This is a genomic window from Streptomyces sp. NPDC104761 (genome assembly GCF_055583445.1).
On sequence record NZ_JBVJNZ010000008.1, the window covers coordinates 1 to 14652 of the forward strand.

The following is a 14652-nucleotide window of genomic DNA, read 5'->3' on the forward strand; positions in this document are numbered from 1 at the left end:
ATTCCGAACCCGGAAGCTAAGCCTTACAGCGCCGATGGTACTGCAGGGGGGACCCTGTGGGAGAGTAGGACACCGCCGAACAAATATTGGGAAAGAGCCCCACACCTCACGGTGTGGGGCTCTTTCGCGTTTGAGGGCTGTTTAAGGACTTTCGGGAGCCCGGCGAGAAATGACAGGAGCTGCGGTCAGCTCCTGTCATCGGAGAATCAGAGCCGGCCCGCTGCTTTCAATGCCAGATACGCGTCCGCCAACGCTGGAGCGAGGTCATCGGGTGTCGCGTCCACGACCGTCACACCGTGCCGGCGGAGTTGCTCTGCGGTCCGGTGCCGTTCGCTCTGGGCCTGTGCGGCCGCCGCTGCCTCGTACACCGCGTCGGTGTTTCCACGAGCCGTCGCCATGCGGGCGATGTGCGGATCGGCCACTGACGCGAGGAGAACCGTGTGCCGTTGGGTCAGTTGGGAGAGCACGGGCAGCAGCCCCTGCTCGACCGGAGCGGTGTCCAGCGTCGTGAGCAGGACGATCAGGGAACGCCGTGGAGCCGTACGGAGCGCCGTGGCGGTGAGGCCGCGGGCATCCGTTTCGACGAGCTCGGGCTCCAGCGTGGCCATCGCGTTGACCAGGGAGGGGAGGACGTCGCCTGCGGCGCGGCCCTGGACCAGAGCGCGGACCCTGCGGTCGTAGGCGAGGAGGTCCACCCGGTCGCCCGCACGCGAGGCGAGGGCGGCGAGGAGAAGGGCCGCGTCCATGGAGGCGTCCAGGCGGGGCGCGTCGCCGACTCGGCCGGCGGAGGTGCGTCCGGTGTCGAGTACGAGAAGGATGTGCCGGTCGCGCTCAGGACGCCAGGTGCGTACCGCGACCGCAGACTGCCTGGCCGTCGCCCGCCAGTCGATGGAGCGGGTGTCGTCGCCGGGAACGTACTCACGAAGGCTGTCGAATTCCGTGCCCTCGCCGCGGGTCAGCACGCTGGTGCGGCCGTCGAGTTCACGCAGTCGGGCGAGTTTCGACGGCAGATGCTTGCGGCTGGTGAAGGGGGGCAGAACCCGTACCGTCCAGGGCACCCGGTGGCCGCCCTGGCGGGAGAACAGGCCGAGGGGTCCGTAGGAGCGGATCGTGACGCGGTCCGCCTGGCGGTCGCCGCGGCGGGTGGGGCGCAGGCGGGTCGTGACGCGCCGACGTTCACCCGGGGGGACGGTCAGTTCGTGGCGTGAGGCCTCGACCTCGGTGCCGGGCTGCCAACTGCTCGGCGGCCAGCCGTCCCTGAGCCGGGCCCGGAGGGGTCGCCCGGACGGGTTGGTCACCGTCAGGGTGACGTCCGCCGTCTCGCCCAGGCGGGCGGACGTGTCGCCGGAGCGGTCGAGCACGAGGCGTCGTACCGGAGCCGCGAGGGCGAAGTCGCAGGCGCAGGCCAGTGCCAGTGGGCCGTCGACGGCGAGGATGCCCGTCCAGCTCGGTCCCCAGATGCCGATCGGGATCGATCCGATGGCCGCGATGAGGGCGGCGCGTCCGGTGAGGGGCATCAGCGCGGGACCGGGACGTGGGCGAGGATCGCGTTGATGACGGAGTCGGCGGTCACGCCTTCCATCTCGGCCTCGGGGCGGAGCTGGACGCGGTGGCGAAGGGTGGGCAGGGCGAGGGCCTTGACGTCGTCGGGGATGACGTAGTCGCGGCCGGTCAGCCAGGCCCAGGCGCGTGAGGTGGCCAGGAGGGCGGTGGCGCCGCGCGGGGAGACGCCGAGGGTGAGGGACGGCGACTCGCGGGTCGCGCGGCAGATGTCGACCACGTACGCGGTGATCTCGGGGGAGACGTTCGTCTTGGCGACCGCAGCGCGGGCGGCTTCGAGGTCGGCGGGGCCCGCGACGGGGCGTACGCCGGCGGCACGCAGGTCGCGCGGGTTGAAGCCCTCGGCGTGGCGGGTGAGGACGTCGATCTCGTCCTGGCGGGAGGGGAGAGGAATCGTCAGTTTGAGGAGGAAGCGGTCCAGCTGGGCTTCGGGAAGGGGATACGTGCCCTCGTACTCGACAGGGTTCTGGGTCGCGGCGACCAGGAACGGGTCGGGGAGGAGACGCGGTACGCCGTCGACGGTGACCTGACGTTCCTCCATGGCTTCGAGGAGGGACGACTGGGTCTTGGGCGGAGTGCGGTTGATCTCGTCCGCGAGGAGCAGGTTGGTGAAGACCGGGCCGGCCTGGAAGGAGAACTCGGCGGTGCGGGCGTCGTAGACGAGGGAGCCCGTGACGTCGCTCGGCATGAGGTCGGGGGTGAACTGGACGCGCTTGGTCTCCAGTTCGAGCGCGGATGCGAGGGCGCGGACGAGCAACGTTTTGGCGACTCCGGGGACTCCTTCGAGGAGAACGTGTCCGCGGCACAGGAGAGCGACGACGAGGCCGGTCACGGCGGGGTCCTGGCCGACCACGGCTTTGGCGATCTCCGCGCGCAGGGCCTCCAGGGAGGCCCGGGCGTCGGCCGGGTTCCCGGTGCTCCCGGCGTTGTCAGTGGTCGGGTCCATCATGGACGGCGTACCTCTCTTTCGAGGGCGTCGAGCTGGTCGGTGAGGTTGATGAGGGCCGCGTCGTCGCCGGGCGGCGGTCCGAAGAGCACTGATTGCAGGGCCTGTCCGTCACCGTGCAGGTGTGCGGAGAGGGCGGGGAGCAGGGCCTCGGGCGCGTGCGCCTGGGAGACGGGGACGCCTACGAGGGGGGCGAGACGGGTGCGGGCGGTGGAGCGAAGAGCGGCGGCCGCGCGGTCGCGGGCGCTGGCCTTGCGGTAGAGGCGGGCGCGGCCTTCGACGGTTTCGGAGGCGCGGATCGCCACGGGGAGTTTCTCGGGCACGAGGGGGCCGAGTCGGCGTGCCCGCCAGAAGGCGGCGAGGGCGGCGGCGATGAAGAGCTGGAGCGTGCCCCAGAGCCAGCCGGAGGGGAGCAGGTCGAACAGGGATTTCTGGTCGCCGGTACCGGTGGCCGTGGCGTCGGAGAGCGAGGGGAGGTACCAGACCAGATGGGGGCGGGAGCCGAGGAGTTGGAGGGCGAGCGAGGCGTTGCCCTGCTTGTCGAGGCGGTCGTTGAGCAGGATGTCGGGCGCGCCGAGGACGACGGTGTCTCCGTTTCCGGAGGCCGCGGGAATGCGGAGGAGCGTGGCCAGGCGCTGGCTGGGGTAGCAGGTGTTCGCGTCGAGGTGGGTGGTGGTGTAGCGGATGCCACCGGTGTCGGCGCTGCCCGCTCGCCGGGCCGCGGCCAGCGTGCAGTGGGGGTCGAGCGTGGACCGGACGCTGTTGGCGGGGTCGGCGGTGACGCCGGGGGCGAGTCGTTCGACCGACGTGCTGCCGGCCGCGACCAGTACGGTGCGGCCGCCCGACCGGGCCGTCGACTTCTGCAACAGGGACTGCTGGTGCGGGGTCAGCAGGTCGGGGACGGCGACGAGAAGGGTGGTGTCGGGGCCGGCCGCGGTGCGGGCTTCGGCCAGGGTGGTGACCACACGGGTGTCCACGTCCCGGTCGGCGAGGAGTTCGGCGACGGCGCGGCTGCCGTAGGGGTCGGCGGAGCGTGGGTCGAGGTCGCCGTGCCGGGTGTCGGAGCGGATCACGGCGATGGCCACGGCTCCGGCGAGGACGAGTACCAGGGCGAGGACGATGCCCCTGGTGCGGGTCCACACCTGGCGGGTGGTGGGCGCGGTGGAGGTGGCCGGGAAGACTGTGCCGGTGGTCATTCGGCGGCCCCCTGGCGGGTGCTGTGGGCCGCACTGTGGGCGTTGCTGGAGCTGTTGGCGCTGCCGGTGAGGACCGGCTTGGTGCGTTCCAGCTCGTGGTCCAGTGCGGCGATGCGGTCGTACGACGCCTGGGTCGCCCGGCGGCCGCCGTACGTCACGTCGTCGAACTCCCGGGCGGCGGCGCGCAGCCGGTCGCTGTGGGCGGGCAGGGCGCGGCCCGCTTCGGCGGCGGCCTCGTCGGCGGTACGGCCGGGGCGGACGTCGAGCAGCGCGCGTTCCTCCAGGGCGCGGACGACGGCGCGCATGCGTTCCTGGAGGGCCTGGCTCCAGTGGCCCTGGGCGGCGTGTGCCTCCGCGGCCGCGCGGTGTTCGGCGGCGCTGCGGGGGCGGTCGTCGAACAGGGTGGCGGCGGAGACGGGCTGCCGGCGGGGGGTGCCCAGGCGCCACCACAGGGCGCCTGCGACGGCGATGACGGCCAGGACCACGACGACCAGGCCCAGTGCGCCTCCGGGCGTCGCGGACGCGGCGGCGGAGAGCACGCGGTCGACCCAGTCCAGGACGGCGTTCAGGGCGCGCTGGACGAGCCCCGGGTCGTTCTCGTGGTACATCCGCTTGGACAGTTCACGCCGTGCCGCCTCCCGTGCGGGATCGCGCGGGATGGTCACGGGTGGTTGGTCGTCCGAGCCGGTCAGCGCCGACAGCGCCGTGTGCCGGGCTCGCGACAAGCCTCGTACGGCCTCGCCTGCGGTGCGCGGCAGAGCTGCGGGCACCGCTGCGAGGACTCCCCCCGTCAGGCTCACCGCATCAGCTCCCCGGGACGGTGCCGGGGGTGCCGGCGCCGTAGTTCTCGACGCCTGCGGCGCGGGCCAGTTCGAGGTCGAGGGCCTCGCGGCGGATGCGCTGGTCGATGTAGAGGAGCACGGTGACGCCCGCGTTGATCGGGAAGGTGAGCATGGAGCCGATCACCGAACCGATGCCGCTGATGACGAGGAACGTCCAGCCGTAGTTGTCGTTGGTGCTCTCCAGGAAGCCGGTCAGGCCGTTGCCGCCGGCGTAGGCCCCGATCAGGGTGAAGGGGACCACGGCGAGCGACGAGACGATGTTGGCGATGATCGAGGCGAGGAACTGGATGCCGAAGACCCGCCACCAGGAGCCGCGGACCAGTTTGGTGGAGCGGCCCAGGGACTTGGTGATGCCCTGCTTCTCCAGCATCAGGGCGGGCGAGGCCAGCGAGAAGCGGACCATCAGCCACACGGTGACGACGACACCGGCGAGGATGCCGAGGACGAGCAGGGCGGCGATGGCGCCGCCTGGGCCGCCGGCGAGCGCGACGACGATGCCGGGCAGTGCGCCGACGAGCAGGACACCGACCGCGATGAGCCCGGTGAGGAGGATGAGGCCGAACAGCCTGAAGACCTGTGGGCGGGCGTCGCGCCAGGCCTCGCCGATGGTGACGGACTTACCGAGCACGGCGCGGCTGGTGACGGTCGTCAGCAGGGCTGTCGCGATGATGGTGCCGACCAGGGTGATCAGCAGGACCGCGCCCGAGCTGAGCACGACCTCGCCCGCGGCGCGGCTGATCTCCGTGAGGGAGGCGCTCGGGTCGTTGAGGGCGTCGGTGGTCTCGGTGTCGTTCAGGACGAGGCCCTGGAGCAGGATCACCGCGACCTCGGTGATGACGGCGACCGTCAGCGAGATGCCGAGGACCGTGCGCCAGTAGGTGCGCATGGTGGAGACGGCGCCGTCGAGGATCTCGCCCACGCCGAGCGGGCGCAGCGGGATCACGCCGGGCTTGGCCGCGGGCGGGGGACCACCCCAGCCGCCGCCCCAGGCGCCGTAGCCCCCGGGCGGGCCGTAGCCGCCGGGGCCGCCGTAGCCACCGGGCCCTCCGTAGCCTCCGTGACCGCCGCCGGGGGGCCGGCCGCCCCAGCCGGGGCCCGGGGGTGGGGGCGGCGGTGCCTGGCCTGGTGCCGGGGCGCCGGTGGGCGTGGACCACTGGCCGGGCGGCGGTTGTTCCTTGGACCACTGCGAGCCGGCGCCCTGTGGATCCGTGCCCGGCTGATCGGCGGGCGGTCCGGCAGGCCCTGCGGGGACGGGGCGGTCGGCAGGGGCGGACGCGCCGGGTTCCCGCCCGTCGGACGGGGCGGATCCGGGCGAGGCCCAGCCCGGAGTGTCGTTCATCGAAGCTCCTTCACGGTGCCCGTCCGCGAGCGCGGCGGCAGGTTGGCTGCCATCGTGCCATGGGGTGGGCGCCCAGTGACCGGCCGCGGTAGAGGCTGCGCACCTTCAATGGTCCGCCGGATACGGGGCAGACTGAGCGCATGGCTGATCAGTACGCGCAAACCGGCGAGGACAAGCGGCCGACGGGAATACCAGTGATCCGGTGGGAGGAGCCGCCCGAAGGTCCCGTGGTGGTCCTTCTCGACCAGACCAGACTGCCGGCGGAGGAGGTCGAGCTGGTGTGCACGGACGCGTCGGCGCTGGTCGAGGCTATCCGTTCCCTCGCGGTGCGCGGTGCGCCGGTGCTCGGGATAGCGGGGGCGTACGGCGTTGCACTCGCCGCCGCGCGGGGCTTCGACGTGGACGAGGCCGCGGCGGCGCTGTCGGGTGCCCGGCCGACGGCCGTGAACCTGTCCGTCGGGGTGCACAGGGCAGCGTCGGCGTACCGGTCGGCCCTGGCCGGGAGCGGGGACGGCGGAGCGGCGGCCGCGGCGGCGCTGGAGGCGGCGCGGGCGCTGCACCGGGAGGATGCCGAGGCCAGCGCCCGGATGGCCGGGCACGGGCTGGCGCTGCTGGAGGAACTGCTGCCCGGCGGAGGGCATCGGATCCTCACCCACTGCAACACTGGTTCGCTGGTGTCCGGCGGGGAGGGCACGGCGTTCGCGGTGGCCCTCAGGGCGCACCGGGCGGGGCGGCTGCGGCGGCTCTGGGTGGACGAGACGCGTCCGTTGCTGCAAGGTGCTCGCCTGACCGCATACGAGGCGGCTCGCAGCGGCATGGCGTACACCCTGCTCACCGACAACGCGGCCGGTTCGCTGTTCGCGGCGGGGGAGGTGGACGCGGTGCTGGTCGGGGCGGACCGGATCGCGGCCGACGGATCGGTGGCGAACAAGGTGGGGAGCTATCCGCTCGCGGTGCTCGCGCGGTACCACCATGTGCCGTTCATCGTGGTGGCGCCGTTGACGACGGTGGATCCGGAGACACCGGACGGGGCCTCCATCGAGGTCGAGCAGCGCCCCGGATACGAGGTGACCGAGCTCACGGCACCGCAGGTGCCGGTGGCGGGAGCCGGAGGCGGGATTCCGGTGGCACCCCTGGGGACCCAGGCGTACAACCCGGCGTTCGACGTGACGCCGCCCGAGTTGGTGACGGCGATCGTCACCGAGGAAGGCGCCGTTTCGCCCGTGACGGCCGAGGCTCTCGCGGAGCTGTGCGCCAGGTCGCGCCAGGTGACGATCTAGCCGACGGGATGATGTCGGCTCGACCGACGGCAACGGCCCCTCCACCTGCGGCGATTTCGCGGGCCGGGGGGCCGTGCCGTCCAACGGCCTCACAGGGTCCAGGACGATCCGGACTCCAAGGGCGAATCTCGATTGCAGTTCCTCGCATGCGGCTGGTGATATTCGCCCGTGAGCAGAATTGCCGAGGTCATCGTGTTGGCCAGCGACGCAGCAGAGATCATGGAACCGCTGACCCGGCCGGACGACAGTCGGGGGTGGGCCGGCCACTTCACCGATATCGGGCATGGCATGTTCGGCGGCTGGGCCATCGAGTTCACGCGACGGAGTCGATGGGTCGGACTGCTGGACCACCTCTCGTCGTTGCCTTGGCCGTCGCCACACTCCGTGCAGGTCCTGATCCACGACGAGGAGGACGAGTGCTTCGGCCTGTGGATGTTGTATGACGGCCGACTTGTGGAGGTGCCGCTGCCCCGCACCGAGCGCTACTTCTGGCGGGACCACTACACGGGCGAGATCGATCCGGACTGTCCAGGAATTCTGACGCGCACGGACAGGTCGCACGACGAGTCGTAGCGACGATGTGATCCTCCGCCGCGGGCTCGGTCAGGACCGGCATCCATGGCTGACATCGACGTCGGCGGACGGGGGCAGACAGTGACGGTCCCCAGCGACTAGGGTCACTGGCCGGTGAGCCTGGTCACCTGCGCAACCTTCACTGTTATGAGAATGGGATGATGTCGTTTATGAAGGGACGAGTCCTTGTCGTCGACGACGACACCGCACTGGCCGAGATGCTCGGCATCGTGCTGCGTGGTGAAGGTTTTGAGCCGTCTTTCGTAGCCGACGGCGACAAGGCGCTGGCCGCTTTCCGTGAGACCAAGCCCGACCTGGTGCTCCTGGACCTGATGCTGCCCGGTCGGGACGGTATTGAGGTGTGCCGCCTGATCAGGGCGGAGTCCGGGGTGCCGATCGTGATGCTCACGGCGAAGAGCGACACCGTCGACGTGGTCGTGGGCCTGGAGTCGGGCGCGGACGACTACATCGTGAAGCCGTTCAAGCCGAAGGAGCTGGTCGCCCGGATCCGGGCCCGGCTGCGGAGGTCGGAGGAGCCGGCGCCGGAACAGCTCGCCATAGGTGACCTGGTCATCGACGTGGCCGGGCACTCGGTGAAGCGGGACGGGCAGTCGATCGCGCTGACGCCGCTGGAGTTCGACCTGCTGGTCGCGCTCGCCCGCAAGCCGTGGCAGGTGTTCACGCGCGAGGTGCTCCTGGAGCAGGTCTGGGGCTACCGGCACGCGGCGGACACCCGCCTCGTCAATGTTCACGTCCAGCGGCTGCGTTCCAAGGTCGAGAAGGACCCGGAGCGGCCGGAGATCGTGGTGACCGTCCGTGGTGTCGGATACAAGGCGGGACCGAGCTGACATGTCCGGTGACAGTGCCGCTTCGGCCCCCGGCCGGTCCGGGGACCGTCCGGAGCGGCCTGTCGGCGGGAAGCGGTTCGGTGCGCGCTGGCGGCTGCTCTTCGAGGGCGGACTGCTCCAGGGCGGGGTTCAGGGCAGTCCGGTGCTGCGCCTGTTCATGCGCTGGGTACGGCGGCCGCTGCTGCCGGTCATGCGGCTGTGGCGGCGCAACATCCAGCTCAAGGTCGTCGTCACGACCCTGCTGATGTCGCTGGGCGTCGTCCTGCTGCTCGGCTTCGTCGTCATCGGGCAGGTGCGCAACGGCCTGCTGGACGCCAAGGTGAAGGCCTCGCAGAGCCAGGCCACCGGTGGGTTCGCGGTGGCCAAGCAGAAGGCCGACGAGGCCGCGACCGGCACCGGCGACACCGCGGTGTCACCGGACGGCCGGCAGTCGCAGAACGTCACCTCGTGGATGAGCGACCTCGTCGAGTCCCTCTCCAGCGGCGGCCAGGGCGCCTTCGACGTGGTCACGCTGCCTGCGGGTGACAACAACAGCGGCGGCGGGCGCACCCGCGCCTCCGGGCAGGTCGACCCGACGGCCAGCGTGCCCGACGACCTGCGCACGCGGATCAACGGCAACACGACGGCCGCACAGAGCTACACCCGGATCATCTACACGGACGACAAGGAGTCGCAGCCCGCGCTGGTCATCGGCAAGCAGGTCAGCGATCCGAACAACGACCCGTACGAGCTGTACTACCTCTTCCCGCTCACCCAGGAGGAGAAGTCCCTCAGCCTGGTGAAGGGCACGCTGGCGACCGCCGGGCTGTTCGTCGTCGTGCTCCTCGGGGCCATCGCCTGGCTCGTCGTACGGCAGGTCGTCACGCCGGTGCGGATGGCGGCCGGGATCGCCGAGCGGCTGTCGGCCGGGCGGCTCCAGGAGCGGATGAAGGTCACCGGCGAGGACGACATCGCGCGGCTCGGCGAGGCCTTCAACAAGATGGCGCAGAACCTCCAGCTGAAGATCCAGCAGCTGGAGGACCTGTCGCGGATGCAGCGCCGGTTCGTGTCGGACGTCTCGCACGAGCTGCGGACGCCGTTGACGACCGTCCGGATGGCGGCCGACGTCATCCACGAGGCCCGCGAGGACTTCGACCCGGTGACCGCGCGGTCCGCGGAGCTCCTCGCCGACCAGCTGGACCGGTTCGAGTCGCTCCTCGCCGACCTGCTGGAGATCAGCCGCTTCGACGCGGGCGCGGCGGCGCTGGAGGCGGAGCCGATAGACCTCAGGGAGGTCGTACGGCGGGTGGTCAGCGGGGCCGCGCCGCTCGCGGAGCGCAAGGGCACGCACATACGCGTGCTCGGCGACCTGCAGCCGGTGGTGGCCGAGGCGGATGCCCGGCGCGTGGAGCGGGTGCTGCGCAACCTGGTCGTCAACGCCGTCGAGCACGGCGAGGGCAAGGACGTCGTCGTCAAGCTGGCCTCGGCCGGCGGGGCGGTCGCGATCGCGGTGCGCGACTACGGTGTCGGGCTCAAGCCCGGCGAGGCGACCCGGGTCTTCAGCCGCTTCTGGCGGGCCGACCCGGCACGCGCGCGTACCACCGGCGGTACGGGCCTGGGGCTGTCGATCGCCCTGGAGGACGCGCGGCTGCACGGCGGCTGGCTGCAGGCGTGGGGGGAACCGGGCGGCGGCTCGCAGTTCCGGCTGACGCTCCCCAGGACGGCGGACGAGCCGTTGCGGGGCTCGCCGATACCCCTGGAGCCCAAGGACTCCCGGCGCAACCGGGGGCTCGGCGAGGCCGGCCTGCCGAGCGGCGAGGACAAGCGGGCCACCGTGCCGGTGCAGCCCGGTGGTGGCCATGCGTCGTCGCTCGCCCCGATGACGCAGCGGACGGCCGCCGTGGCCCCCACCGCCGACCCGACCGCGCTGCCCGGCAACGGCGCGCGCGTGGTGCCCCGGCCGGCCCAGGGCGTCCGGCGTCAGGAGGGCCGGCCCGAGGCGGGTCAGGGCGACGGGGCGGACGAGTCGAACAAGCCAGGGGAGGCATTTCGTGGGCGCTGACCGCGAGGGGAGCGCCCGGCGCAGGCCGGCGCGCGCGGTGGCGTACGCCGCCTGCGGGGCCGTGGTTCTGGCGGGCTGTGCCTCCATGCCGGACAGCGGCGACCTGCGGGACGTCGAGTCGACGCCCCGGCAGGACACCCAGGTGCGGGTCTTCGCCATGCCGCCGCAGCAGGACGCCTCGTCCACGGAGATCGTGCAGGGCTTTCTGGAGGCCCTGACCAGTGACGATCCGAACTACGACACGGCACGCAAGTACCTGACCAAGGCCGCCGCGAAGACCTGGCAGCCGGAGTCGCAGGCCATGGTGCTGGCGAACGGGCCGAGCATTCAGACGGACCCGCGCCCGGCCGGGCGCGAGGGCACGAGCAGCATCACCTACACGCTCCAGGGCAGCCGGGTGGCCACCGTCGACGCGCAGCAGGCGTACACGCCCGCGGACGGGTCGTACCGCAGGACCGTGCATCTGACGAGGGACGCCAAGAGCGGGCAGTGGCGCATCGACTCGCTGCCGCAGGGTGTCGTGATGGGCAGGTCCGACTTCCAGCGCAACTACACGTCGGTCGACAAGTACTACTTCGCCTCGGACACGTCGGCGGGGGAGACCGGGCAGCCGGTGGCCGTCGCGGATCCCGTCTTCGTGCGCAGCCGGGTGGATCCGACGACCCAGCTGGTGCGTTCGCTGCTCAGCGGTCCCACCACCTGGCTCGGCCCGGTGGTCCGGTCGAGTTTCCCGACCGGTACGGCGCTGAAGAAGGGCGTGTCCGGGCTGACGCCGGACGACCAGAACCGGCTCACGGTGCCGCTCAACGTCAAGGCGTCCCGGATCGGCTCCGTCAAGTGCGGCGAGATGGCGACCCAGTTGCTCTTCACGCTGCGCAACCTGACGCCCACCGTGGACTCGGTCGCGCTGCAGTCCGTCAACGGCGCCCACATGTGCGACGTCTCCGAGAAGCAGGCCGAGGCGACCGCCTGGCGTGCCTCCACCAAGCGCCCCGACTACCTGTACTTCCTCGACGGCAAGCACCGGCTGGTGCGGATGGCGAGCGGCGGCACCGGCACCGGCGCGGTCGCGGTGCCGGGTCCGTTCGGCGCGGGCACCAAGCTGCTGCGGTCGGTGGCGGTCGCCCGTGACGAGCGGACGGCGGCCGGGGTCACCGGCGACGGCAGGTACCTGTACGTCAGCTCGCTGACGTCGGACGGTTCGCTGGGCGACGCCGTGCTGACCAGTCACGGTGCGACCGAGGACGACCGGCTGACGGCGCCGAGCTGGGACGCCCGCGGCGACCTGTGGGTGGCCGACCGCGATCCCGCCAAGCCGCAGCTGTACATGCTGGCGCAGGGCGTGGGCCGGCCTGTGGCCGTGCAGGTGCCCGAACTGGACGGCCGTGTCAAGGACGTGCGGGTCGCCGCGGACGGGGTGCGGATCGCGCTCGTCGTCGAGAAGGACGGCAAGCAGTCGTTGCTCGTCGGACGGGTCGAGCGCACCAAGTCCGACGACCAGCAGGAGGTCTCGGTCCTCGAACTGCGCTCCGCGACCCCCGGATCCGAGGAGGTCACCGCGATGTCCTGGGCCGGGGACAGCAGGCTCGTGGTGGTCGGGCGCGAGCAGGGCGGCGTGCAGCAGACGCGGTACGTCCAGGTCGACGGTTCGACGCCGGACGGGCCCGCGCCCGCGGCGCTCACGGGTGTCCTGGCGATCGCCGCGTCCGAGGACGACCGGGTGCCGCTGGTGGCCCGCTCGAAGGACGACGGGATCGTCCGGCTGCCGTCCGGGGACCAGTGGCAGAAGGTGGTCAAGGACGGGTCGGGGCCGGTCTATCCGGGCTGAGCCCCGCGGCACCGGTCAGCGGCCGTCCCGTTCCGGCACCGGTCAGCGGCCGTCCCGTTCCGGCATGGAGCCGGCGGGGCGGCCGTTTCCCTGGGCGCGGACGAAAGTCGTTGGACGCCCCGGGCAACCGTTCTTCGGCACGGCAACGCCCTTCTCACCCGTGTGGGTGACGGGCTGTGCGTGTCTCGCGGGGTTGTCCACAGGCAGTTGTCCACAGGGGTGGCCGGTCGGACCGGTCGTTGGCACAGTGGGCACATGCGGGGGTGGTGGCAGGACCTCACCGACCTGGTGCTGCCGGCCGAGTGCGGAGGCTGCGCGATGCCTCGCACGGTGCTCTGCGACGGGTGCCGTGCCGCCCTGAGCGGGGCCGTACCGCGCCGGGTGCGACCGGTGCCGGAGCCGTCCGGACTGCCGGCGGTGTACGCGGCGGCGCCTTACGCGGACGAGGTACGGGCGGTTCTCCTCGCCCACAAGGAGCGCGGTGCGCTGGCGCTCGCCGGAGCGCTGGGCGCGGCGCTGGCGGGAGCCGTGCGAGCCGGGCTGCGGGACGGGTGCCAGGACGGCCCGGCCGGGCTTCGGGACGGCCGGGCGGTACGCATCGTCACCTCGTGGCACGGTACGGCGACGGGTGGCGCCGGCGCGTCCCGGCCCGTGCTGCTCGTCCCCGTGCCGTCCGCGCCGTGGGCCGTGCGGGCACGAGGCCATGATCCGGTGCGGCGGATCACCCTCGCGGCGGCTGCGGAGCTGCGGCGGGCCGGGAACCCGGCCCGGGTGGTTCCGGTGCTGCGGCAGCGGCGGGCCGTCGCCGACCAGTCGGGGCTCAACGCCCGGCAGCGGTACGCGAATCTCGCGGGCGCGCTGGAGGTGACCGCGGGCGGTGCCCGGCTGCTGGCCGGGGGCCGGGTCGTCCTCGTCGACGACCTCGTCACCACGGGCGCCACCCTCGCGGAGGCGGCGCGTGCGGTGCGGGAGACGGTGAGGGCCGAAGGGGCAGGAGAGGCGACAAGGGCTGTGTATCGGCGCGCGGCCTGGGAAGGAAGGGAGGAACGGAAGGCCGGACCGGAGGAAGAGCGGGCGAAGTGGGCACGGAACGCATCGGGAATCACCGAGGTGAACGGCCTCGCAGGGCCCGTCCGTGCCGCTGTGGTCGCGGCCTCACCGGATTCTTTCGAAATGAACCGGAACTGACCGTGAACGTACATCGTTGCAGGTAGTGACGGGGTCAATTCACCTGAATGGAGGTACGCATCAGTAGAGGGTGACGACATCCGTCCGGGCGAGATATGTTCGGTTGTGAGGGAGAAAGCCGCAGGCCATGTCTCCCCAATCCGAATGCCGTGCCGCGGGTTTTCCGCAATCATCGCGGTGCTGGGGTGCAGATCTTGCCCATGGGGGAGGAGGAGGTGAAGTCGCCGAGTCCGAGGCTCCGGGGTTCACCGGAGCTGGGTGCAAAAAGGGAGATGCTCCGCAGTGCAGCGGAGTGATCCGGGAACGGAGTTCTGCGTGGACATCGTCGTCAAGGGCCGCAAGACCGAGGTGCCCGAGCGGTTCCGCAAGCACGTGGCCGAGAAGCTGAAGCTGGAGAAGATCCAGAAGCTCGACGGCAAGGTGATCAGCCTCGACGTCGAGGTGTCCAAGGAGCCCAACCCCCGACAGGCCGACCGTTGCGACCGGGTGGAGATCACGCTCCGCTCCCGCGGGCCGGTGATCCGGGCGGAGGCAGCGGCCAGTGACCCGTACGCGGCGCTCGACCTGGCGGCGGAGAAGCTGGACGCGCGGCTGCGCAAGCAGCACGACAAGCGGTTCTCCCGCCGCGGCGCGCGGCGGATCTCGGCGGCCGAGGTCCCCGACCACGTCCCGGGCGCGGCGACGCTCAACGGGAACGGCAGCCCCGTCCACCCCGAGGACGCGGACGGAGTGCCCACCAAGAAGATGGGCTCCCTCGAGGTGCAGGGCGAAGGCCCCCTCATCGTCCGCGAGAAGACGCATGTCGCCGCCCCGATGACCCTCGACCAGGCTCTCTACGAGATGGAACTGGTCGGACACGACTTCTACTTGTTCATCGACTCCGAGACCAAGGAGCCGAGTGTCGTCTACCGGCGGCACGCGTACGACTACGGTGTCATCCACCTCAACACGGACCCGATGGTCGCCCAGGCGCAACCGCCCGCGGCAGGAGGCACGCTGGGCGGCTGACCG

Annotated in this window: 12 protein-coding genes and 1 rRNA gene; 8 read left to right on the forward strand and 5 right to left on the reverse strand. The window is 71.8% G+C overall.

Annotated features, from left to right (window positions below):
* Positions 1 to 81: ribosomal RNA gene (gene rrf / locus ACZ63F_RS21975) — 5S ribosomal RNA — on the forward strand; the annotation flags it as partial.
* A gap of 125 nt (positions 82 to 206) precedes the next feature.
* Here rrf and ACZ63F_RS21980 read toward each other — a convergent pair.
* From ACZ63F_RS21980 to ACZ63F_RS22000, 5 genes are read right to left on the reverse strand one after another with little or no spacing between them, the layout of a single operon-like run.
* Positions 207 to 1517, reverse strand: a complete 1311-nt coding sequence (locus ACZ63F_RS21980; protein WP_469713099.1) for a DUF58 domain-containing protein — start codon at positions 1515 to 1517, stop codon at positions 207 to 209.
* A complete protein-coding gene (locus ACZ63F_RS21985; protein ID WP_352365175.1) occupies positions 1517 to 2506 on the reverse strand; it encodes an AAA family ATPase in 990 nt (329 codons plus the stop codon). Before ACZ63F_RS21985 ends, ACZ63F_RS21980 begins: the two co-directional genes overlap by 1 nt.
* Positions 2506 to 3702, reverse strand: coding sequence for a DUF4350 domain-containing protein (locus ACZ63F_RS21990; RefSeq protein ID WP_469713100.1), 1197 nt, complete (start codon positions 3700 to 3702; stop codon positions 2506 to 2508). The genes ACZ63F_RS21985 and ACZ63F_RS21990 overlap by 1 nt, the downstream gene beginning before the upstream one ends.
* Entirely contained in the window at positions 3699 to 4502 is an 804-nt protein-coding gene (locus ACZ63F_RS21995) for a DUF4129 domain-containing protein (RefSeq protein WP_469713101.1), read from the reverse strand. Before ACZ63F_RS21995 ends, ACZ63F_RS21990 begins: the two co-directional genes overlap by 4 nt.
* Positions 4503 to 4506: 4 nt before the next feature.
* Positions 4507 to 5883 carry a DUF7847 domain-containing protein gene (locus ACZ63F_RS22000; protein ID WP_469713102.1) on the reverse strand — a complete coding sequence of 459 codons (1377 nt, stop codon included), beginning with the start codon at positions 5881 to 5883 and terminating at the stop codon, positions 4507 to 4509.
* A gap of 140 nt (positions 5884 to 6023) precedes the next feature.
* Here ACZ63F_RS22000 and mtnA point away from each other — a divergent pair, with 140 nt between their 5' ends.
* The 7 genes from mtnA to hpf all read left to right on the forward strand — a co-directional run bounded on the left by mtnA (position 6024) and on the right by hpf (position 14649).
* Positions 6024 to 7163, forward strand: a complete 1140-nt coding sequence (gene mtnA, locus ACZ63F_RS22005) for an S-methyl-5-thioribose-1-phosphate isomerase (protein WP_469713103.1) — start codon at positions 6024 to 6026, stop codon at positions 7161 to 7163.
* Positions 7164 to 7331: 168 nt separating this feature from the next.
* The gene (locus ACZ63F_RS22010; protein WP_469713105.1) at positions 7332 to 7736 is read left to right on the forward strand and encodes a hypothetical protein; all 405 of its coding nucleotides are present in this window, start codon (positions 7332 to 7334) and stop codon (positions 7734 to 7736) included.
* A gap of 158 nt (positions 7737 to 7894) precedes the next feature.
* The gene (gene mtrA / locus ACZ63F_RS22015) at positions 7895 to 8584 is read left to right on the forward strand and encodes a two-component system response regulator MtrA (RefSeq protein WP_015659998.1); all 690 of its coding nucleotides are present in this window, start codon (positions 7895 to 7897) and stop codon (positions 8582 to 8584) included.
* Between the two features lies 1 nt (position 8585).
* Positions 8586 to 10625, forward strand: coding sequence for an MtrAB system histidine kinase MtrB (gene mtrB, locus ACZ63F_RS22020; protein WP_352365121.1), 2040 nt, complete (start codon positions 8586 to 8588; stop codon positions 10623 to 10625).
* The gene (locus ACZ63F_RS22025; protein ID WP_469713106.1) at positions 10615 to 12453 is read left to right on the forward strand and encodes an LpqB family beta-propeller domain-containing protein; all 1839 of its coding nucleotides are present in this window, start codon (positions 10615 to 10617) and stop codon (positions 12451 to 12453) included. The genes mtrB and ACZ63F_RS22025 overlap by 11 nt, the downstream gene beginning before the upstream one ends.
* A 255-nt stretch (positions 12454 to 12708) precedes the next feature.
* Positions 12709 to 13641 (forward strand): ComF family protein, encoded by a 933-nt coding sequence (locus ACZ63F_RS22030; RefSeq protein ID WP_469713107.1) that lies wholly within the window; start codon positions 12709 to 12711, stop codon positions 13639 to 13641.
* 315 nt (positions 13642 to 13956) lie between these two features.
* A complete protein-coding gene (hpf, locus tag ACZ63F_RS22035; RefSeq protein ID WP_457701375.1) occupies positions 13957 to 14649 on the forward strand; it encodes a ribosome hibernation-promoting factor, HPF/YfiA family in 693 nt (230 codons plus the stop codon).
* Positions 14650 to 14652: the final 3 nt, after the last annotated feature.